Source organism: Streptomyces alboflavus, from assembly GCF_000716675.1.
In the GTDB taxonomy this organism is placed as follows: Bacteria; Actinomycetota; Actinomycetes; order Streptomycetales; family Streptomycetaceae; genus Streptomyces; species Streptomyces alboflavus.
Genome location: NZ_JNXT01000035.1, coordinates 25,599 through 46,580, shown reverse-complemented (window position 1 = coordinate 46,580; position 20,982 = coordinate 25,599). Strand labels below are relative to the sequence as shown.

Here is a 20,982-nt window from a genome sequence, read left to right as displayed (position 1 = left end):
AGTCGTGACCGCGGGAATGCTGGGTGTCTCGGCGTGCGGAACCGACAGTGCGCCGCAGCCGACGGAGCAACGTGCTTCCAACTCGCCCGGGCAGCCCAGCGACAAGACCCCTGACTACAGGCGCGCCTACGCCGCCGGCTACGAGGAGGGCCGCAAGGTCTACGACGAGGGAGGCAAGGGCGCGGCAGTACGGGAAGTCGTGCACGGTGGCTGCGCCCGCCGAGCCTTGGACGCGGGGGCCCGTGCTGAGAAGGATCGCGGCTCCTGGGTCAAGGGTTGCCAGGACGCCGTGCAGGATGCACCGAAGGAGCCACCGGCTCGTGCGATGAGCAAGAAGGAAGCAAACCCCTCGCTGCTGAAGGACTTTCGTGCATGGGCGCGCGCCGAGGGGGACGGGGCGCTGGGCCGACACGCGGACCAACTCTTCACTGTCAAGCTCACCGGATCCGACTACGACGTCGAAGTGCGCACCGACTACACCTCGCGGAGTCAGGCCAAGAGCTTCGCCCGCGCTTTCGCGGACTGGTGGGACGGTGATGACGGCCGCGGCGTCGCGAGGAGTGTCCTCATTCTCGATGGACACAACCGACGCATCGCTGTCCAGTCGCTGTGAGAGAACTTCCGGTCATTCCCCGCCGCGCAGGCTGGATGCTTACCGCCGCGCTGCTCGCGGCCATGACCACGGCCTGCACGGGTTCCGCACCCCACGCCACCGGCTCGTCGTCGCGAACTGCGAAGCCCGGGGCGGCCGGAGTCGGTGATGCCCTCTTCCCGGCGCTGGGCAACGGGGGGTACGACGTCTCCCACTACGCTCTCGCCCTCGACTACATCCCCGAGGCCAACCATCTGAAAGGCACCGCGACCGTCACCGCGCGTGCTGCCCAAGGCCTCAGCCGGTTCAATCTCGACCTGGCGGGACTCACGGTCCGCAACGTCACGGTGAACGGCACGGACGCCCGCTTTACACGGAAGAAGAACGAGCTGATCCTCACGCCCACGAGGGCGATCAAGAACGGTGAGATCTTCAAGGTCACCATCAAGTACGACGGCACACCCAAGATGATCGCGGGCTCCGACGGAGGCACCGAGGGCTGGATCGAGACGGACGACGGCGCGACCGCCCTCGGCGAGCCCAACGGCTCCATGACCTGGTTCCCGGGCAACCATCACCCCTCCGACAAAGCCACGTACGACATCACGGTCAGTGTGCCCAAGGACGAAGACGGTGATCCGTACGACGTGGTGAGCAACGGGGAGTTGAAGAAGGAAGAGGACACAGGCCGTCGCGTCACCAGAAAGTGGAGCAGCGACGAACCCATGGCAAGCTACCTCGCCCATGTGGCCGTCGGGTACTTCGAGATCCACGAAGGCTGGACCTCCGACGACCTGCCCGTCTACGTTGCCGTTGACCCTGACGAGTCCGAAGACGCCGAAGAGGTCAAGGACCTGGTGCCCGAGATCACCGACTGGGCCGGCGAGCGCTTCGGGCCGTACCCCTTCTCCTCCGTCGGTGCCGTCGTCGATCACCTTCCTGACCTCGGCTACGCGCTGGAGACCCAGACCAAGCCATACTTCGACTCGGCTCCTGAAGACACGCTGCTGGTCCACGAGCTCGCACACCAGTGGTTTGGCAACTCGGTCACCCCACGCCAGTGGAAGGACATGTGGCTGAACGAAGGCTTCGCCACATACGCGGAATGGCTGTGGCAGGAGGACCACGGAGGCAAGAGTGCCCAGGAGATCTTCAAGTCCTTCTACGACGGCGCCCACCCCGAGAGCGAAGGAATTTGGGACTTCCCGCCGATTGATCCGCCCAGTGCCAGCAGAGTTTCCGACTCGCCAGTCTACGGTCGAGGTGCCATGACGCTGCACAAGGTGCGCGAGGCCGTTGGCGACAAGACCTTCTTCGACATCCTCCGGTCCTGGACCAAAAAGCACCGCTTTGAGAACGTCGACACGAAAGAATTCATCGCTCTATGTGAGGCGAAGGCAGGGAAAGATCTGACCCGGCTCTTCGATGCGTGGCTCTTCAGTGAGGAAAAACCGTCTGGTTAGTATCTGTCACCTCGTGAAGATATGCTGCCGACTTCGAATCCAGAAGGTTCGGAGTCGACAGCATGCTTACCTTGCGCGGGCGATCGGGCGGCGTGTGATGCCCCTAGTCGCTACCCGTGATGGCTGCGGTCGGTTATAACCTTGTATACGCCAGCTTCGCCATGAGGAGAGCATACCGCGCTGGAGGTCTGAGCGTTCTTTATGCGCTTCCATTCTCCATGGACAACAAACTTGGTTCCATTGGGGCGAATGCACGTGACCAGGGCGCGATGTCTTGCGGTTGCACCGGCATTGCCCCAGCATTTACTGTGTCCAGTGTAGCCTGTTACCCACCGCTTGCATTCGGCACGGGCTCGCTCAGCTTCTGCGACTGGAGTGCCGTCTTCCATCATTCCGGCGTCAATCCATGTGGTGGCGGGTCCGGGTTCCTCGTTGGCATGTACTTCTGCGGTGAATCCGAGCAACAATCCAGTCGCTGATGCGCCGGCGAGTGCCGTCGCTGCAATTTTCTGCCTGATCATACCCATTCCTTAAGCTGCCGTTGCGGGCAAAATTCCCCCGCTCTGTAAGTGAAGATGGCTGCTACAGGTAATAACACTCACAAGGTTCGAGGCAAGTCTTCCCGGTGCAGGTGACTGAGATTAACCTCTCATGCCAATTGGCTGGCAATGGGCTGGCGGTGGTTGAGTCGGAGATATATGGAGTCTGTGGCCTACATATTTTCTTGCGGTGCTGGAGGGAATTGCTCCGCTTTTACGTCCGATGAGGTGGGGCTGGCACTGGATGCTCCTCATCCGTGGCGGATGGCCTGCTCACGTATCTCGGCGTCAGCCAGCCGCCCTAAAGGTTGTCCCGTATGGGGCTGGGGTTATCCCATGTGGCCTCCTTGTGGTGGCGCGACGTTTCCGCGACCTGGTGAGCGGTCGTGGACGGCGGTGGCCGCCGAGTTGGATCATGGGGAGGGGCTCGTCGAGCCGGACGGGCCCATGTGCTCCTCTGAAGATCTGTTCCCCACTCGCGCTCGCGAGTACGTCCGGCTGCTCACGGATATGTCCGGGCGTACATGGACGCACCACGAACCTGTCACTGCGCGACGGAGTCACGCGCCGAAGACCGTGGCCACCACCTTTCATGGGCTGCTCTTCACGGTCCTCCAGGTTGCCGTTGCCGCTGATCCGTCCTCGCGCGACCCGAGCCCCTGCCACACGCGACTGCCGAAAGGGCGACGAGGGCGCGGGAGCGTGGCCGGAGAAGTCCCGGCGCACCCTGGTCCTCGCCCCTGATCAAGTGAGGCTGTTCCGGCGTGCCTGCCGAGGCAAGCAGCCGCAGGACCTGATCTTCACGGCTCCCGGGGGAGGGGCCTGGTACTCCGGCTGTTTCTTCGCCCACCGGTGGAGGCCTGTCCTGGACACCGCCAATGCCGTCGGCCTGACGGGGAGGTCGCGTGTCCACGACCTCTGCCGCACGCACGCGTCGTGGTTGATCGCCAGGACGGTCCCGCTGCCCGGCGTACAGGGAAGGCTCGGGCACGAGTCGATCACCGCCTCGGCCGAGCGCCGGGCCCTTCTCGAAGAATCTCGGGATCGGTGTCATCAGAACGTCGGGCTCGCGCCTCTACAGGGTGATCGGTCGCCGCCTCCGTCCCGGAGTGCTCAAGGGCCGCATGCTGAAAGGGAGGTTGGCCGTGGAGCTCGTCGGCATTCTGGTACTGGTGGTGGTGCTCTTGGTCCCGAGCGTCAGGAAGCTGATCGACAGCGCGGCGTACCGGAATCGGGCCAAGGGCAAGGCCGAGATCATCCGGGCCGAACGCGGCGTTGAGCCGGAGAGGGAATCCACACGCCGTGTTGCACCGGAGCGGAGGGCCAGGAGCGGGCGGGTGCGCGGCAAAGGGAGGATGGGTGGCTGAGCCGGAGGTGGTGAGCGCCGAGCGCCTGGGTGCGGTGTTCGCGGAGTACCAGGGGGAGATGTCGGGCAAGGCCCGCAAGCTGCTGCACGCGGCCGGGGTGCCCGAGTCCGTGGCCGATGCCGACGACATCGTCAGCACGGCCTTCCACCGGGCGCTTCGGGAGCCCGCTGCGGTGCGTGAGCCCCGCGCCTACCTGCACAAGGTGATCCGCACCGAAGTGGCCTTCCTGGCCCGCCGACAGGCCGAGCACCACCGACTGGAGAAAGAGCACGCCGCCACCCTGCGGTCCTGCCTCCCGCCGCCGGTGGCCGCCGACTTCACCGCGCTGGTGGACAACCGGGAAGCGGTTCACCGCGCCGTGCAGGAACTGACGGTGCCGCAGCGCACCGCGGTGTGGGCGACGTGCGCCTTGGACTACACCCGGGGTGAGACGGCCGTCCTGATGGACAAGCACCCTGGCACCGTGGCCCGTCACTGCACGCGTGCCGTGCTGCTGCTGCGCGCCGCCATCGCCGCCGCTGTTGTGGCGGTCCTGACCGTCCTCGGCCTCGCGGCCAGCGGCGGGCTCCAGCGCACCACGCCCGCCGACGCCCCCCGCAGGGTCCCGCCGCTACCGTCGGTGCACGGGTGGACCGGGAAGGAGGCGCTCCCGTGGATTGCCCTGACTCTCTATCTCCTGAGCTGGGTGGTAGTGATCGCTCGGCGGCGCGCCCGCCAACACGTGCCCACTCGGCTCGGCCTGCCGCAGCCGGTGACTCCACATCTCCAGCAGGCCGCCCGCCAAGGCGCGTCCACCCTTCGGCGACAGCAACGCCCCGCCGGAGCGAGGGCCGTTCGACGTGCCTGGTACGAGGTCGTCGCATCGACCGGCCTGGGCGAAGTCTTGGCCCGTGAAGGCATCGAGGCTCGCTCCTTTCGCCGCGGGAACGACGCGTACCCGGGCGGATTCATCGCGCTGTCGGTGGCAGGGACCGACGACATCACGGACTCCGAAGTGCCGAAACTGGTCCCTGTCCTGAAGCAGGTGCTGGAGCCCCGACTCGGGGGCCGCGCAGTCAGATTCATGCACGGAGTCCCGCGACGGTCGGCAGGACAAGGGCCCCTCGCGCGGCCGCTGCCCGACGCGAAAGCGTGGCTGACCGGGGGTGCGCCATCAGCAGCGTCCACGGCCGACCACGACCGCGATGCGGTGGCAGAGGTGATGGGGGCCGGACCGCTGCTGGATTCGTCCGACTTGGTGCCCACGCACACGGCTGATCGCTAGGCCCTGGAGAGGTCGGCGTCGGGGCGTCGGGGCGTCGGGGAGTGGGGAGCGGGGAGGTGCGCGTCATCGTCGTGCCGCTGCGGCCAGCGTGAGGGCTCGCTCCTTGAGAGCCACGCGGGCCACCGGGGCACCCGCAGAGGTCTGCCAGTAAGGGTGCCCGGCGATCTGCCGGGACAGCTGTAGCTGGCGGCGCCGGAGCGAAGCCGTGCTGGGGTGTGTCCTGCCGGAAGGTCCGGCCGGTGTTTCGCCCTGTGGCCGCGCGGACGGGCGACCGCGTCCAGGTCGGCGGCGGCTCGACCCTGTCGACGCAGGGCAAGGCGAGTTGGTGCAAGTCCCAGGGCGTGGGCACCTACCTCAAGACGGCCAAGGATGTGCGTTACAAGGGCAGGACCGCCCGGCTGCGCACCGAGGCCCACTGGGACGAGAAGGCCCTGGGTGCGGCGTGGGACGTCGCCAAGGGCGACCGGGTGACGGTGTGGCGCACCAAGAAGACCTACGAGATGTACGAGAAGCACCGCTACATCAAGAACCCCAGCGGCGGCAAACGCGGCTGCCACGACACCGCGAACTGGTACGAGGCGAATGTCATGGACCACATCCAGACGAGTGCCGTGCGGCTCCGGAAGAACGGCACGCACAGCCACGCGGTCCGCGTCTGCGTCACCACGAACAGGGGCAAGGCGAAGTGCCAGCCGAAGTGGTTCGTGGACGGCAAGCGCTAGCAGGCACCGGCCCCTGCCGGCGGTGACCCTTCATCGCCGGCAGGCGGAAGAGCCGGGACCAGCCGCGCACGTGCGGTTCCTAGCGGGCCAGGAGGTGGCCGATGGGCCGGTGGAGGTGTCCTTGCCGGATGGGGACGCAGTCGGGCGGGAAGTCCTGGACCAGGTCGGCGCCCAGTTCGGTGAGGCTGTCGAGGAAGCGCGGGAGGTGGCGCATGGCGCCGGTGGGCAGATCGTGCAGGACGACGAGGCTCCAGTCCCGGGTGGTGAGGTCGGCCAGGCAGCGGTCGACCCAGGTGTCGGGCTGCTCCCAGTCGCGGGGGACACAGTTCCACAGCACGCAGGTGTAGGCGTGCTGTTGGAGGTAGGTGAGGCTGGGGCGGCTGAGGAGTCTGCGGTCCAGGACGCCGCCCCGGCCGTAGGGGCGGAACAGCAGGTCCCGTGAGGCGAGGTCGCCGATGAGCTGCTGCGCTTGCCCGATCTCTCGCTCGGCCAGGTGGGGGTCGTCGCTGTCGCCGAGTTGGGTCGAGTGGGTGAGGGTGTGGTTGCCGATCCAGTGGCCTTCTTCGGCGGCGCGTTCGGCCACGGCGCGGTTGGCCGGGTTCGTCAGGTTCTCGGCGACGAGGAAGAACGTGGCCTTGGCCCGGTGCTGGGCGAGGGTGTCCAGGACGTGGGAAGTGACGGCGGCGGTCGGGCCGTTGTCGAAGGAAAGCGTGACCTTCATGCCGTGCCCGGGGCCGGGGGCGTGCGGTGGGTGAGTCCGGCCAGGACAAGGTCGGCGACCGCGTCGGCGTGCTCGAGGACGGCCTGCGGGGCGAGCGGATCTCCGGGGCCGATGCGGCGGGCCAGGCCGAGCAGGCTGAAGGGGGCGCTCGCGCCGTGCGCGATGAGGAAATGCAGCGTGCGCACGGGCACCGGGGCGATCTTCCCCTGGTCGATCAGCCGGCGCAGGGGCGCGGTGAGCGCGGTGAGCATCGGCTCGACGTGACGCTCGTACAGGTAGGCGAGGCGCGGGGTGTCCGCGACGCCTTCGACGGTGACAAGCCGTAGCACCTCGGGCTGGTCGGCGTGCACGAGGACGAAGCGGCGGATGATGCGGCGGGTCTGCTCCAGCGGCCCCCCGGCGGTGTCCTTCAGCTCCGGCGCCAGCTGCGCGCCGATGCCGGAGAAGGCCCAGTCGACGGTGGCGTACCAGAGCTTCTCCTTGGAGCCGAAGCGCTGGTGGAGCAGGTTGTGGCTGACGCCGAGCTCACGGTTGAGCGCCGCGATCGAGGCCCCGTCGTAGCCCTTGTCGGCGAACATCCGCAGCGCGGCGCCGAGGATCTGCTCCAGCGTGGCGGGGGCCAGCTGGGCTGCGGGGCGCCCGCGTCGGGCGGGGCGGGTCATCTCCGTGCTCATGGGCTCACCCTAGCACGATGTTGACATGCATCAATTTTTAATTGATAGTCGTCAACATCGTTGGTGGTGCACCCGGCCCACCGCCGGAGTCAGCCGTCGGAGGACGTCATGAGACGCGAGAACCATGTGATCGGTGAGACCTTCGCCTACCGGTTCGCTCACCCGAGGGCCGATCACGTACTCCTTGTCCAGCACGGCATCGGCGGCCATGGCGGGATCTACGACACCTTCGCCGCCGCCTACGCCGGCCTCGGCGCCGAGGTCTGGTGCATGGACGCACCCGGCCACGGCCACTCCCGCACGACCCGCCCGGCGGGCCGCTTCACCCTGCAGGAATGGGTGGCTGCCGCCATCGAGGCCGGTGAGCACATTGCGGCCGAGACCGGTCTGCCGGTGTTCGTCAAGGGATCCTCGCTGGGGGCGGCGGCCGCGTACTGCGCCCATGCCGCCAGCGATGTCTTCACCGGGGCGGTGCTGATGGGCTACATGATCCCGTCCGCGCCGCTGGTTCCCGCCGACAACCCGTTCCGCACGCCCGCCTTCGAGCGCATGACCGAGCAGTTCGGGGATGCTCTGCGGTTCGACATCGGCCGTTTCTACGACTTCGACACCGACTACGGCTACGCCGGCGCCGACCGGCAAAAGCGCCAGGACCCGCTCAACACCTGGTCCTACGACCTGGCCTCCGTGGGATCGCTGATGCGCTACGACCCCGCCGTCCCGCTCGCGGCCAACACCAAGCCCCTGCTGTTCACCGTCGGCGAGAAGGACCCGGTCTTCACCCCCGAGATCGCCCGCGCCACCGCCGCCGCCACGGCCGGACCGGTGGAGCTGTACGTCCACCCCGGCGGGGTCCACCAGCTGATGCTCTTCCACACCGCCGACTACGCCCGCGTGGTCAGCACGTGGTGCCGCACCACCCTCTCCACCTCGTCCAAGGAGGCGCAGTCATGACCGTCCACCCGCGCGGAGTCAACCATCTGGCCATCGCCACCCGCGACATCAAGACCCAGATCGACTTCTTCACCGACGTCCTGGGCTGCGAGCTCAAGGCCCTGTACTGGATGCACGGCGCCGAGGGCGCCTGGCACGCCTTCCTGGAACTCAACCCGCACTCCTACATCGCCTTCGTCCAGCACCCCGACAACCCGGACACGCTGACGTGGGGGCTCACCCACTCCGGCACCCCCACCGGGCCGGTCGCCGCGGGTGCCATGCAGCACGTCGCCTTCGACCTGGAGAGCGTCGAGGACCTGCTGGCCCTGCGGGACCGGATCCGCAGCCGCGGCGTCATGGTCATCGGCCCCGTCGACCACGGCTTCTGCCAGTCCCTCTACTTCGGCGGACCCGAAGGACTCGCCCTGGAACTCACCACCGGCGAGGCCATCGACGACCAGGCGTGGATCGACCCGGAAGTCGTCGCCCTGGCCGGGATCACCCCGCACGAACTGGCCCGCTACCGCGACCCGGCGCCCTATCGGCGGCCCGGCACACCGGTCGCCCAGCCCGCCCTCGACCGCGGCAAACCACACCTCAACTTCCCCGACGAGATCTACGAGATCCTCGCCACCGCCTCCGACGAACAGGTCCGCGCGATGCTCAGCGACACCACGCCCCCCGTCACACCGCACGACTGACCGTCCTGTCCCGGCCCCCGGCCACTCACGCACCGCCGCAGGCGTTCGCGCACCCAGAGAGTCCCCTGATGAAACTCGCCAACCTCGACGGACGGGCCGTCGTCATCACCGAAGAAGGCGTGATCGACGTGGCGGCCGCCTCCGACGGCCGCTTCCCCTCCTTCCCCGACGCCTGCGTCGCGCACCTCACGCAGATACGCGACTGGCTCGCCGCCGACCGGCCCGTCACGGACCCGACGGCGACCCTGGCCGCCCTTCAGGCCGACGCCACCCGCCTCGGCCCGCCGGTGACCGCCCCCTCACAAATCTTCGCCATCGGCCTCAACTACCGCGACCACGGCACCGAGACCGGCCTGGCCCTGCCCGATGCGCCACTCGTCTTCACCAAGTTCCCCTCCAGCCTGGCCGGCCCCGCAGCAGACATCCCCCTGCCCACCGCCACCTGCGACTGGGAAGTCGAACTCGTCGTCGTCCTCGCCGACGGCGGCCGTGACATCCCCGTCGATCAGGCCCTGGACCATGTCGCCGGATTCTGCGTCGGCCAGGACATCTCCGAGCGCACCAGCCAACTGGCGGGCACACCACCGCAGTTCAGCCTCGCCAAGAGCCATCCGGCCTTCACTCCGATCGGCCCCTGGATCACCACCCTCGACGAACTCCACGACCCCGCCGACCTCACCCTGACCTGCACCCTCGACGGCGACACCGTCCAGCGGGGCCGCACCCGCGACCTCATCTTCGACATCCCCACCCTGATCAGCCACCTGTCCGCGGTGTGCGAACTGCGCCCCGCAGACCTCATCTTCACCGGCACCCCCTCCGGCGTCGGCTACGCCCGGACCCCCGCCCGCTACCTCACGCCCGGCAGCACACTGCGCTCGACCATCACCGGACTCGGCGAACTGCGCAACCGCTGCACCACCCCACGACCCAAAGCCTAGGAACACCCCATGCACGCCACCTACATCACCCTCACCGTCCTGCTGGCCGTCCTGTTCGCCCTCACCGGAACCACCAAGGCGCTCCACACCGCCACCGCCCGCAAGAACGCCACCCACCTGGGCATCAGCACACCACTGAGCCGACTCATAGGCATCGCCGAACTCGCCGCCGTCATCGGCCTGCTCGCCGGAATCGTGGTCACGCCCCTCGCCACCGTGACCGCGGCCGCGATCTGCCTGCTCATGATCGGCGCCGCGGGCTCCCACCTCAAGGCCCGCGACTCCGCACAGGCCCTCGCGCCCGCCGCCATCACCACCCTCGTCGCCACCGCCCTGCTGATCCTCAGCCTCACCGTCTGACCCCCGCACGCACGGGGGCCACGCGACCGCGCTCCAGATCCCGACGATGCCGCCGGCGACGTCCTGCACACGCGGCGATCATCCTGGTCCTCCAGCCATGGCCGATGATGATGTGGGGGACACAGGCCGCAGGTTGAGGGGGCTCGATGGAGCAGGCGTCAGCAGGTGAGGTTGTTGGACGGCACGTCGGTTCGAGGGTGACGTCCGGTGTTCCAGCCGTGAGTGACGAACTGGTCGGTGCGGCGCTGCTGGCGGCCTTGGAGCAACGTTTCGCCGATGACCTCCGCCCGCCCTTGGAGCCGCAGGCCATCATCCACCCCAATGGGTTCGTCAAGTTGCCTCTGGCGCGGACAGCGGGCGGTGCCGCACGGCTCTTCCTGCACGTCTGGCAGGCGGGCAGTGCCGACGCCGACGTACATGATCATCGGTGGGCCTTTGCCTCCGCCGTGCTGCGAGGCGAGCTGTCCCACACTTTGATGGACGTGACCGTCACTCCCGGTTCCGCCGGAGGCAGGGGCCGGGAAAGGGGCCGGGGCCGGGGCCGGGACGAGCGCCTCACGGGTGCGTTCGCCGTGGCGCGTTACCGACCCGGGGTCGGCACACACTGTTTCGATGTCTCCCGCCGGGAGAGGGCCGTTGTCAATCATCGGCGTACGCACGTCTTCCCGGCTGGGCGGCGCTACGGCATGGAGGCGTTCGTCTTCCATCGGGCGCATGCCCTGGCCGGTGCCATGACCTTTGTGGCCAGAGGGCTTCCGCAGCGGCCCTACGCTCGCGTGCTGCTGGACGACGAGACGTCGACGCCGGTGATGAAGCCGTGGAGGCCGCTTGACGCAGTCGAGAGGCGGCAGCACCTGCGCGACGCGTTGGAGGCGTTGGGATGAGTGGGCCGCTCGCAGGTCCTCAAGGTTCGTTCGGTCCCGGCCTGGGTGATCCGGACACGCTCCACCGCCGTCAGGTGGTGCTGGTCGCCGCCGTACGAGTCGAGCGAGCACCGGACGAATCCTTCGCTCCGGGGCCTCTCGAACGGCGCTGGCGCGTCGGGCGCCCGAACGAGGTGGTGTCGGACGCCGCACGGCGCTCCTCGTACACCAGCCCACAGCTTGTCCCGCTGCTGTGGGCACCTGACGTCAGATGGCACAAGCGGTACGAGGAAGAGGCCGTGTCCCCGGCCGGCTTCCAGCTGAGTGCCATCGAGCTGATCAGGCTCGGCGCACCGACGGAGGCCGCGCTCACCGACATGGACACACCTGCGGCGGCGAACGGTGTGGTCCTGCTGCACGGCGTACTCCCGGCCGTCAGGCCCGCGGATCTGCCCAAGGCGTTGCAGTTCTGCGCGAGCATCGACGTGCACCATCGTCAGGGCGAGCAACGCCACTGGGTGGCGCAGCAGTTGCCGCGTGGCTGTCGCATCGCCGAGACGGAGCGCGAGATGGTGCACGGTGTGCTCGTCACCGCACGGCGTGAACTGTCCACATTCCACGAAGGGTTGGACCTCTCCGCTGCGGAGCAGTGGCTGTGGAAGATGTTGTACGCGACGGAGTACCCGCCTCCGCGCGAGGCCGGGGAGGAGCTGCGGGAGCTGCGTCTGCGGCTCCCGAACGCCATACAGGGGGTGGCCGGAGCCCGCGGACTGTCCCTCGTGGGGACCTCGGTCGATCCCAACCCGGAACAGCCCCCGAACTACCAGTACTACGACGCCTCCGGCTTCCACTTGGCGACCTTGCAGAGTGACGCTCTGGCACTGGCTTGCCTGCAGCGGATCGTCCTTGACGCCTTCGGTCAGGAGGTGGCACGCATGGGGGAGCACGAGCCGCTGCGGCGCAAGGTGGGCCAGTTGGAGCGGGACCTTCTCGTCTTCCGCCGCAGCTACTGGGCCGCGGACTTCGGACGGCAGGCCGTGTGTACGGCGATCATGCGGAACTTCCAGCGGGGATGCGGTCTGCCCGAGGCGCTGCAAAGCCTGGTCAGTGACCTGGGTGAGCTGTCCCGGCAGGTCCAGGCGGCGGAAACCGAGACGACCAACGCCATTCTGGGCCTGCTGGCCGCGATCGGTCTTCCGCTGGCAACCGGCCTGGCGATCTGGCAGGGACTGCCGCAGGCGGACGTGGCTTCCCTGTACCGGACGCTGGGGATCACCTGTCTGGTCACGGTGCTGCTGACGAGTTCCTTCCCTGGACTGCGGCGCCTGTTCGTCACCCTCTTCCGCCGCCGCAGGAGGCAACGGTGAGTGCCGCGTTCGTCTGGCCGCCACGGCACGCGCCAGGCTTTCCGCCGGGCTGCGCGGACGCCGGGGACGTCCTGGGCCGGATGGCCGAGACGGCTGGGCGCGAGGTCACCATGATCGTGGTGACCAGTGCGCTGCGGGCCAGTGTGGAGGAGGCCGGGGACCATGACGCCGGACTGCGCACGGTGCGCGACAGCCTGGTCCTGGTGGCGAGCGGTACGGACTGCGGCCGATGGTCGGCTTCGTACTACGGCAAGGACCTGGTCCTGATCCGTCCTGGCGCGGCGGATCCCCCTCGGATGCGGTTCGCCGACGGGGTGCGGCACGGGTGGGCATGGGGTCGCGTGCAGCTTGGCGGGAGCAAGGCCCAGCGGCGCGAGTCCCTGTTGTTCGCCTGTTATGAGGTGTCGATGGCCGCCCGGCTGAGGCGTGACCGGCCGGGCATCCAGGAGACTCGCTCCGCCCCGGTGATCGGCGGGGCCCCGCACGTCCTGGGGGTGGCGCAGGCGGCGTCGCTGCTGGCCGGTGTGCTGGTGCGGCCCCTTGGCGGGGGAGACGGCGTACGAGGTGCCGCGCCCGACGAGGACCCGCGCATGCCCGGCGTCCCGTCGGCCGACGGCTGGACCAAGACCGTGGAGGGGCGCACCGCCACGGACTTCTACGCGGTCACGGACGTGCATGACATCGAGTGGGGCACGCTGAGCCGCACGGGCGGAGCACGCCTCGCCGAAGGCAACGCGCACGAACTCCTGCCGACGGCAGAGGCCTGGTTGGCCGGCAGGTCGAGCACGGCCGAGGTGCTGAGGGAGACGTACCGGCTCCGCCTGGCCAGAGAGCACGCCCTGGTGGAGCACCTGCGCACGCTGAGCGAAGCCGTACGGCCGACCGGCCAACTGCACGCGACCTTGGGCGACGGGCTCAGCGGACTGGTGCCGGACGGGACGGTCATGCGGGCAGCGGTCACGGCCGCCAACCGGCGTACCGAGGGGCGCATGCACAGCGGTGTCGGGGTGACGCCTCTGTCCTCCCTGGAGTTCCCCGCGGCACGTGAGCGCGCCTACTTCAGCCTGCACGTGACGAAGACGCTCAAGGGGACCGCGTGTCCGGAGGCGGCACTGCACGAGTTCGGAAAGCCGCTGGACACCGAGAGCGCGGCGTACGCGGTGGACTACCTCAGGGGTCTCGCCCGCGCGGGAGCCGGGCAGCCCGGACACCACCACCTGCTCCACGCCCGGCGGTGGCGTGACTGGTGGTTGGAGCACCTGCCGTCTTCGGCTCGCGCGGCCTTCGTACGCCTGTGAAAGCCCCACACGCCCGTGCGACAGCAAGTGCGAGGGCGGATCAGGGAGTGATCCAGTCCCATGTGCCCGGTTGCCACACCGGGGCCAGGGCGTCATCGCCCTCCGCCGCCGCGCGCTCCGGGTCCCGCAGTACGGGCTCCCAGAAGCGGGTGAGGCGCTCCGCTGCCTCGGGCAGCCGTCCGAACGGCAGTCCCCGGACGAAGGTCGCCGTGTCCCAGAAGTCGAGCCACTCGACAGGCGGAGCCGGGAGACACGTCGGCAGGGCGCGGCCGTGCTCCCGCATCTCGATCGCCAGGTCCCGGCGCAGTGCCCCGAGGCGCAGGGTCGGATAGGAGGGGTGGGCCGCGGCGAGGAGCATGTCGGTCAGATCCTGCCAGTGGGTGTTGACGCGGCCGCCACTGCGTCGCCGCGTGTACCGCACCAGCTTCTGCGTGAGGAACCGGTATCCCGTGACCGACGGCACGGTGACCGCTCCCACCGGGCCGGGAAAGTCGAGAAGTGTGGTGCGCTCGTAGCCCTCCGGGGCAGATTCCGGTACGAGTTGGAGTCCAAGGAGTACGGGTGGCAGCATCTGCGGCCCCTCGATGTCCACCAGCGCCCGGTACACCGTGGGCGCTGTTCCTGAGCTGAAGGTCACCGGCTCGTGGCGTGTCACACGCAGTGACTCTCCACGAGGGCCGGGCGGCAGTGTGCCCGAGCCCAGGAACTGGCGGCCGGCTTCGTCCGGTACGACGAGGTCGAGGTCCTTGGGCAGGCGGGCCGCCGGACCGATCCAGGCTGCCAGCGCCGCGGAGCCCTTGAGGTACCAGGCGGCCGGGGCGAGTGCTCGCTGGAAGGCGTGCAGGGTGATCGCGGCGGCCTCGAGATGGTGGCGGACCGCGAGGGGCCGGGCGGGGGCGTACCAGCCGTCGCCGAGGGGGGAGCCGGGCGGGCTCGACGAACCTGTGCCCGACTCTCCAGTCTCCATGTCACAACAGCGTAGTGACCTGGGGTAGTTGATGGTGGGGGTGGGCGCCCGAGGCCAGCCACTCCCGCATGCGTGACGTGGGCGGACGCGCGCGAAGGCGCCCACGCAGCACATCGACGCGGAAGGCGAGTTCGAGCAGCGGGGCGATCCCGGAGTTGTCCGCCGCCGCCAACATCTCGGCGGGGACTTCGGGGGCGAGCTCTGGATGGCGAGCGGCAAGGGCCAGCAGGCGTGCGGCGGTGAACGCGTCGGCCTCTACGGTGTGCAGCAGTTCCTTGGTGGCGGCCTGCCCGACGGGTGTGTGCGCCGCGCGGTCGAGATAGTGGACTGCCCGGGGCAGGAGGGCAGGACGGTTCTGGACGGCGGCGACGAGCGTCCGGGTGACCCTTTCGTCCGGTGGGGAGCGGGACAGCCCGTACCGGAGGGCCTTGACGTCGCCGTTCGCCAGACCTGTACGCCAGACCTCTTCGGGTCGGCCGTCGATGACGCGGGCGGGACCGGTCAGGACGGAGGCGGCTGGTGCCACGGTGCACTTCTCCTGCGACAGGCTCAGCCCGAGTTGCTGGAGCGCCACCACCACGGCGGAGCGGATCTCGTCGGCCTCGGCCCGGTCCCGCACGAGCACGTGGAGGTCGTCGCCCCAGCGCGCCCAGCGGCCTGGTGCGAGTGCGGCCACCGTGTCGTCCAGCGGAGCAAGCGCCGCTGTGCCGAGCCGATTGGACCAGCGATGGCCGGGCAGGAGTGTGCGGCCGGCCGCTGTTCGCAGGGCGGTGAGTGCTCCGGCGAGGTGTTCGGTCATCCAGGGGGCGCGGATCAGGGTGTTCAGCGGCAGGGACTGGCCGAATCGGTGGACGTCGAGCACGAGGGCGAGCGGCAGGTCGGATCGGGCGGCCAACGCCTGGAGGTGGCGTTGCCGCGCTTGGTAGGCGGGCCGGTACCGCCATGTCAGGGAGCGGTAGCTGAACACCTCGGAACGTGGCGCATGAACGGTCAGGGCCTGCTCGGTGAGCAGGAACATGCGAGCCCGCTCGACGCAGGGGAGGATCGGGATGCTCTCCGTCCGCCGGGCGAGCGGCACGCGCATCCGGCCCACGCGGAGCGGCCCGTCGTCGAGTGGCTGACCTAGGGCCAGTTGGCGGCTGACGTCGGCGGCCCCGAGTGCGTCGGGCACGTAGTCGGTGAGCAGGTCCGAGTCGAACGCAGCGGACCATGCATGTGCTCTTGGGGGTGCGTCGTCCGTCATGGCGGCAGGATGACACAGGTCTCAGAAGGCGGATCGTACCGACGGATGTCGTACCGACGGATTTCGAACGTGAGCCCAATGTCGTCCGGGTGAGGGGGAGTTGTGGGGAGCGAGGCGGACTGCGAGCGTGACGAGCGCATCGAGCGGCAAGTGTGGGCGCTGATCGGCAAGACCGCCAAGTACGCGGACGGAACCCCGAATCTGCTTCTGTCCCACATGCTCGACACGGCGGCGGTGGCGGAGCGCATCTGGGAGGACTACCTCGCCCACGCCACCCGCGGCACGCTGGACCGCATGGCGGGAGGCCCCGGCCGGGGGCGCGAGCTGCTCATGTGGCTTGCGGCCCTGCACGACCTGGGCAAGGCGACGCCCGCATGGCAGGGCAAGTATCCGGAGACGGCGAAGGCGGGCCGGGAAGCCGGGCTCACTTGGCACGCACCGACCGTCGAGCGGTACGGATGGTCGCACCAGCACGCCGGTGGGTATCTCGTGCGGCGCTTCCTGCGAGAGGAGGGGTGGCCGCCGGAGCACGTGGAGTGGGTCTGGCCGCTGATCGCCGGGCACCACGGGTTCTTTCCGCTGGCCGCCGGGATCAAGCCGCCTCCGCCCGCCCGGGGGCAGGCGGAGGGGCGTCAAGGGTGGGGTGAGGTCCAACGAGCCCTCTTCCACAAGGTGGGCGGACTTCTGGAACTACGCCCGGCGGCACGGCAGGTTCCAGCCGAAGTCCCTTCACGGGCCCAGCAGTTGCACCTCGCCGGGCTGATCGCGATGGCCGACCAGATGGCCAGCGCCAAGGAGTACTTCGGTGGTGTCGACGACCCCGCGAAGGTGACCCTCGCCGGTGCCCGTGAGCGCGCCGACACGTCATGGACGGCGCTGGGCCTGCGCCGAGGGTGGGGGCGGCTGCCCGTACCCGACGACGGGGTGTTCGAGCGCCGCTACGGGGACCCGCCCCGCCCCGTGCAGCGACTGGCGGCCGAGACAGCCCGCACGATGCCCGCCCCCGGAATGCTGATCATCGAGGCTCCCATGGGTGAGGGGAAGACCCGGGCGGGGCTGGTGGTGGCGGAGATCCTGGCGGCCCGCTTCGGCTACGACGGGGTGTTCGTCGGCATGCCGCGCTGGTCGACGGCCGACCCCATGTTCCGTGAGGTCAAGGAGTGGGCGGAGGCCACACAGGACGGGCTCGGCGCACACGTCGCTCTGCTGCACCTGTGGCAGAACCTCTCTCCCGACTGGACGGCCCTGCATGACGCGACGCCCGAGCAGCGCACGGAGGCCCTCGGCCACTGTGGGGAGGACGCGGACACCCAACGGCAGGAGCGCACCGGGGATCAGAGTCCGTCGGAGTTCTTCTTCAGCGCCGGGCGTGGACTGCTGTGCCCGTTCGTCGTCAGCTCGCTCGACGAGCTGCTGTACGCGGCCGCGCGCAGCAACTGGGCGTCGATGCGGATGGCTGGGCTGCTGGGCAAGGTGGTCGTCCTGGACGAGGTCCACGCGACGGACGTTCATGGCTCCCAGTTCCTCCAGGAAGCACTGCGCTGGCTCGGCCAGGCCCGCGTGCCGGTGGTGCTGCTGTCGGCGACGCTGGCGCCCGGACAGCGCCGACAAGTGGCGGAGGCGTACCTGACCGGAGTGACCGGCCGGGACGAGTACGACGGTGACTCGACGGCCGCCCCGGAGGGCCCTGCCCGGGTCACCGCGATCTGCCCTCCTCTCGACGGAGGGACGACTCCCGCGACCCCGGTGGCACGGGCATGCGGGAGCTTCAGCCCGGACCGCCCCTACACCTTCGAGGTGTTGCCCGAGGACGTGCTCCGTTCGAGCCCCGAGCCCGCCGACGCGGCACTCACCGCGCGGCTCGCGGAGGAACTGGAGAACGGCGGCTGCGCGCTGGCGATACGCGACACGACGCCCCGCGCCCAGAGTCTCTACCGGGCCCTTCGGGAACGCTTCGGCCCGGATGACGTGGTGCTGCTGCACGAGCACATGACCGCGCGGGACCGCACGCTGCGCACGGACCTCTGCCTGCGCGCTCTCTCTTCGCGCGACGGCAGCCACAGGCCGCGTCGGCTGGTGGTCGTCGCCACGAGGGTCGCGGAGGAGGCCTTCGACGTGGACGTCGACCTGCTGGTCACGGACCCCGCCCCCGTCGACCTGCTGCTGCAGAGGGCAGGCCGACTGCACCGCAACCCCCTCCGGCGGCGCCCCGCTCGCTTGGGCGCGCCTCGGATCCTGATCACCGGCATGGCCACCGGTGACGCAGGGGCCAGCACCACGAGTGGCGTCCCGAGCACGCCCGGCTTCCTGGGCTCGTGCGAGCAGCGGTACGGGCGCTACCCGCTGCTGGTCGCCGCCCATTTGGTCCTGGAAGCCGTCACCGGCGCGGGGGAGCCGTGGGTGCTGCCCCGCCGCATCCCGGCGCTGGTGGCCGCCGCGTACGGCGACCCGCTGACCCTCCCCGCCGCGTGGCGCGACGGTGCGGAGGCCGCCCGACGGGAGTGGCTGGACGTACGGCGGGCCCGTGCCGACCAGGCGCGCCGCCTGCTGCTGTCACGGCGCGGCGGCGGAGAGGGCGCCACCCTGGCCGGGCTGCACTACGTGGCGGCCCGCGTCCTGCCGGGCGGTCGTGACCTGTCGGCGCTCGTACGCGGCGAGGAGCCCTCGGCCGAGGCCGTGGTGGTGGTGCGGGACGCCCGCGGCTACCGCACCATGTCGGGGCTTCGGCTCGGCGAGGGCGGACAGCTGCCCGCTGCCCAGATCGATGACCTGCTCACCCACACGATGGAACTCCCCGCCGACTACGCCCCTTTGCACCCGCCCGTCCTCCACCCGCTCCCCGCATGGGACCAGAAGCCGCGGGATCCACGGCTCAGCATCCGTCGGGCATTGGTGCTCGACGCGCAGTACCAGGTCGTGCTGGAGGGCCGTCGCCTGCGGTACGACGCCGAGCTGGGCCTGGTCGACGAGGGCGTCGTGGGCGGATCGTAGGGCCGAACCCTGGGCATCGCGGAAGTGCGTCGCCCGGGCTGCCTCACCTCCTTCCCCACGGTGTGCGGCGTCGCCGGGAAATCGCTTGTTTGCCCTATGCGTGTGATTCCGTTGTGAAAAGCTGGCGCCGGATCCGGAGTTCGGACAGGTCGGACAGGGCGGAGATGGCCGTGTCGAGGGGGATGCGAGTTGTGGAACCTGCTGGATGAGCCGTGGTTACCTGTGCGTGCCCGCCCGGGCGGCAGCCAGCCGGTGGGCCACCGGTCCGCACGTCCTCGCGAGCTTTGCGTCCGCGAGCTGTTGCTCGATTCCCATCTGCACGCCGAACTCCTCGTCGACGCCCCCACCCAACGACCCGCGATCTACCGGCAGTTGCTGTTGCCCCTGGTGGTGGACGCCCTGGGCTTCCCCGCGGACGCCGCCGAGTGGGGGCGCAGGTTCACCGCCGGTCGATTCCGCGACGAGGAGCGCGAACGGCTGGCTGCCTATCTCGATGCCCACCACCATCTCTTCGACCTCTTCGCACCCGACGACCCCTTCGCCCAGGTCGCCGATCTGACCACGTCCGGTGACGCCACGAAGAGCGCCGCCGTCCTGGTCGCCACCGCGGCCCTGGGGAACAACGTGCCGCTGTTCTCCTCCCGCACCGAGGGCGACCCACCGGAGCTGACTCCGGCACAGGCGGCCCGGTGGCTTTTGCACGTCCACTGCTGGGACACCGGCGCGATCAAGACGGGGGCGACGGGGGACCCGAACATGAAGGCGGGGAAGACGACAGGCAATCCCGTCGGGCCCCTCGGACAGCTCGGGGTCGTCATGCCCCTGGGCACCACGGTGTACGAGACCCTCCTGCTCAACATCCCGTACGGCAGGAAGGCCCTCAAGGACGATCTCCCTCAATGGCAGCGCCGCGCCAAGGGCGGCGAGGTGGCGGAGACGCTCTCGTGCGCGACGCCCGCCTGGACCAGCCGGGCAGGCCGAGGGCTGCTCGACGTGTGGACCTGGCAGTCACGCCGCGTACGCCTCGTGCCCGAACACACCGCCCACGGCGAACTGCGGGTGTCCCGAGCCGTCGTCGCCGCCGGAGACCGGCTGCTCCTCGACATGGACCACGAGCCGCACACCGCATGGCACGTCGACAGCGCCCAGGCCCGCGCCGGACGGTCCGCGCGACGCGACAACCGGCCCGGCGGGGAAGCGCACTTCCGTCCCGTACGCCACAGGACCGGGCGAGCCGCCTGGCGCGGACTCGACGCTCTGCTGGCCGTGCGCAAGTCCTCCGTGGAGGAGCACGCCACGGTGCAGGCCGACGGCTTCCACACCAGCGTCCTGCTGAGCCAGCTCGTCGACGTCGGCGATCACCTGCCCGGCGGGTACGGCGCCCAGGTGGAGCTGACCGGCATCCGCTACGGAAAGAAGCTCGGCACCATCGAGGACACGTACCACGACGAGATCCCGCTGCCGCTCACCGCCCTGCACCCCGACAGCGACATGCGCGGCGCCCTCCTCGGCGTCGTCGAACAGGCCGAAGAACTCGCCAGGGCCGTCAACGCCCTCTCCGCCGAGCTGCGCCGAGCGGTCGGAGCATCACCCCCGCCCATCGGGACCTGGCAGTACCCGGGCGAGACGCTGCTGCACGCCCTCGACCCCCTGGTGCGACGGCTCCTGGTCGGGCTGCGCGAAGTCGGCGACGAGGACTTCGACCGCACTGAGCAGGGCCTCCTGGCCTGGGAGGAGAGGGCCCACCGGGAAGCGTGGAAGATCGCCGACGACCTGCTCTCGGCCACCGGCGCGGCGTCAGCGTTCTCCGGCCGGGAGGTGAAGGGCAAGGAGGGCCAGACGCGGATCGCGCGGGAGAGCACCGCGGAGGCCTTCTTCAGGGCCAACCTCCGCAAGATCCTGTTCCGCCGCACCGCTTGCCGTCAGGGCCAGCCGCCCACCACCGACAACTCCACGACCACGGAGCAGTGACC

At 69.6% G+C, this 20,982-nt stretch carries 18 protein-coding genes; 14 read left to right on the top strand and 4 right to left on the bottom strand.

The genetic code is table 11. The features are described 5' to 3' along the window. Positions 1-4: 4 nt before the first annotated feature. The 5 genes from OO63_RS45550 (at position 5) to OO63_RS24685 (ending at position 5,947) form a co-directional block, all read left to right on the top strand. Positions 5-613 carry a hypothetical protein gene (locus OO63_RS45550; RefSeq protein ID WP_157854043.1) on the top strand — a complete coding sequence of 203 codons (609 nt, stop codon included), beginning with the start codon at positions 5-7 and terminating at the stop codon, positions 611-613. Between the two features lie 35 nt (positions 614-648). Next, on the top strand, positions 649-2,055 hold the full coding sequence (locus OO63_RS24700; RefSeq protein ID WP_030357588.1) for a M1 family metallopeptidase: 1,407 nt from the start codon (positions 649-651) through the stop codon (positions 2,053-2,055). Between the two features lie 1,684 nt (positions 2,056-3,739). Next, on the top strand, positions 3,740-3,961 hold the full coding sequence (locus OO63_RS24695; protein WP_157854042.1) for a hypothetical protein: 222 nt from the start codon (positions 3,740-3,742) through the stop codon (positions 3,959-3,961). Then, a complete protein-coding gene (locus OO63_RS24690; RefSeq protein ID WP_030357586.1) occupies positions 3,954-5,225 on the top strand; it encodes an RNA polymerase sigma factor in 1,272 nt (423 codons plus the stop codon). Before OO63_RS24695 ends, OO63_RS24690 begins: the two co-directional genes overlap by 8 nt. 239 nt (positions 5,226-5,464) lie before the next feature. Beyond that, entirely contained in the window at positions 5,465-5,947 is a 483-nt protein-coding gene (locus OO63_RS24685; RefSeq protein ID WP_157854041.1) for a hypothetical protein, read from the top strand. Between the two features lie 79 nt (positions 5,948-6,026). Here OO63_RS24685 and OO63_RS24680 read toward each other — a convergent pair whose 3' ends face one another. Together OO63_RS24680 and OO63_RS24675 are read right to left on the bottom strand one after the other, a co-directional pair. Beyond that, a complete protein-coding gene (locus OO63_RS24680; protein ID WP_030357584.1) occupies positions 6,027-6,668 on the bottom strand; it encodes a polysaccharide deacetylase family protein in 642 nt (213 codons plus the stop codon). Continuing rightward, positions 6,665-7,342 carry a TetR/AcrR family transcriptional regulator gene (locus tag OO63_RS24675; protein ID WP_199819470.1) on the bottom strand — a complete coding sequence of 226 codons (678 nt, stop codon included), beginning with the start codon at positions 7,340-7,342 and terminating at the stop codon, positions 6,665-6,667. Before OO63_RS24675 ends, OO63_RS24680 begins: the two co-directional genes overlap by 4 nt. 108 nt (positions 7,343-7,450) lie before the next feature. On the opposite strand from OO63_RS24675, the gene OO63_RS24670 reads away from it, so the two are divergent. The 7 genes from OO63_RS24670 to OO63_RS24640 all read left to right on the top strand — a co-directional run bounded on the left by OO63_RS24670 (position 7,451) and on the right by OO63_RS24640 (position 13,808). Beyond that, a complete protein-coding gene (locus OO63_RS24670) occupies positions 7,451-8,296 on the top strand; it encodes an alpha/beta fold hydrolase (protein WP_051811151.1) in 846 nt (281 codons plus the stop codon). Then, positions 8,293-8,979 carry a VOC family protein gene (locus tag OO63_RS24665; protein WP_030357581.1) on the top strand — a complete coding sequence of 229 codons (687 nt, stop codon included), beginning with the start codon at positions 8,293-8,295 and terminating at the stop codon, positions 8,977-8,979. Before OO63_RS24670 ends, OO63_RS24665 begins: the two co-directional genes overlap by 4 nt. Positions 8,980-9,047: 68 nt before the next feature. Continuing rightward, complete coding sequence (locus OO63_RS24660; RefSeq protein WP_030357580.1) at positions 9,048-9,920, top strand: fumarylacetoacetate hydrolase family protein; 873 nt, start codon at positions 9,048-9,050, stop codon at positions 9,918-9,920. 9 nt (positions 9,921-9,929) lie between these two features. Continuing rightward, positions 9,930-10,280: a DoxX family protein gene (locus OO63_RS24655; protein ID WP_051811150.1), complete on the top strand. Its 351-nt coding sequence runs from the start codon at positions 9,930-9,932 to the stop codon at positions 10,278-10,280. 218 nt (positions 10,281-10,498) lie between these two features. After that, the gene (locus tag OO63_RS24650; protein ID WP_051811149.1) at positions 10,499-11,164 is read left to right on the top strand and encodes a hypothetical protein; all 666 of its coding nucleotides are present in this window, start codon (positions 10,499-10,501) and stop codon (positions 11,162-11,164) included. A gap of 278 nt (positions 11,165-11,442) precedes the next feature. Then, entirely contained in the window at positions 11,443-12,510 is a 1,068-nt protein-coding gene (locus tag OO63_RS24645; protein WP_051811148.1) for a hypothetical protein, read from the top strand. Then, positions 12,507-13,808 carry a hypothetical protein gene (locus tag OO63_RS24640; protein ID WP_030357576.1) on the top strand — a complete coding sequence of 434 codons (1,302 nt, stop codon included), beginning with the start codon at positions 12,507-12,509 and terminating at the stop codon, positions 13,806-13,808. The genes OO63_RS24645 and OO63_RS24640 overlap by 4 nt, the downstream gene beginning before the upstream one ends. A 40-nt stretch (positions 13,809-13,848) precedes the next feature. Here OO63_RS24640 and OO63_RS24635 read toward each other — a convergent pair whose 3' ends face one another. Together OO63_RS24635 and OO63_RS24630 are read right to left on the bottom strand one after the other, a co-directional pair. Then, positions 13,849-14,775: a nucleotidyl transferase AbiEii/AbiGii toxin family protein gene (locus tag OO63_RS24635; RefSeq protein WP_051811147.1), complete on the bottom strand. Its 927-nt coding sequence runs from the start codon at positions 14,773-14,775 to the stop codon at positions 13,849-13,851. 1 nt (position 14,776) lies between these two features. Then, positions 14,777-16,018: a hypothetical protein gene (locus tag OO63_RS24630; RefSeq protein WP_063750449.1), complete on the bottom strand. Its 1,242-nt coding sequence runs from the start codon at positions 16,016-16,018 to the stop codon at positions 14,777-14,779. 102 nt (positions 16,019-16,120) lie between these two features. Here OO63_RS24630 and OO63_RS24625 point away from each other — a divergent pair, with 102 nt between their 5' ends. Both OO63_RS24625 and casA read left to right on the top strand, forming a co-directional pair. Continuing rightward, on the top strand, positions 16,121-19,009 hold the full coding sequence (locus OO63_RS24625; RefSeq protein ID WP_051811145.1) for a CRISPR-associated helicase/endonuclease Cas3: 2,889 nt from the start codon (positions 16,121-16,123) through the stop codon (positions 19,007-19,009). Between the two features lie 222 nt (positions 19,010-19,231). Beyond that, positions 19,232-20,980, top strand: a complete 1,749-nt coding sequence (gene casA / locus OO63_RS24620; protein ID WP_234311102.1) for a type I-E CRISPR-associated protein Cse1/CasA — start codon at positions 19,232-19,234, stop codon at positions 20,978-20,980. The last annotated feature ends 2 nt before the right edge of the window (positions 20,981-20,982 follow it).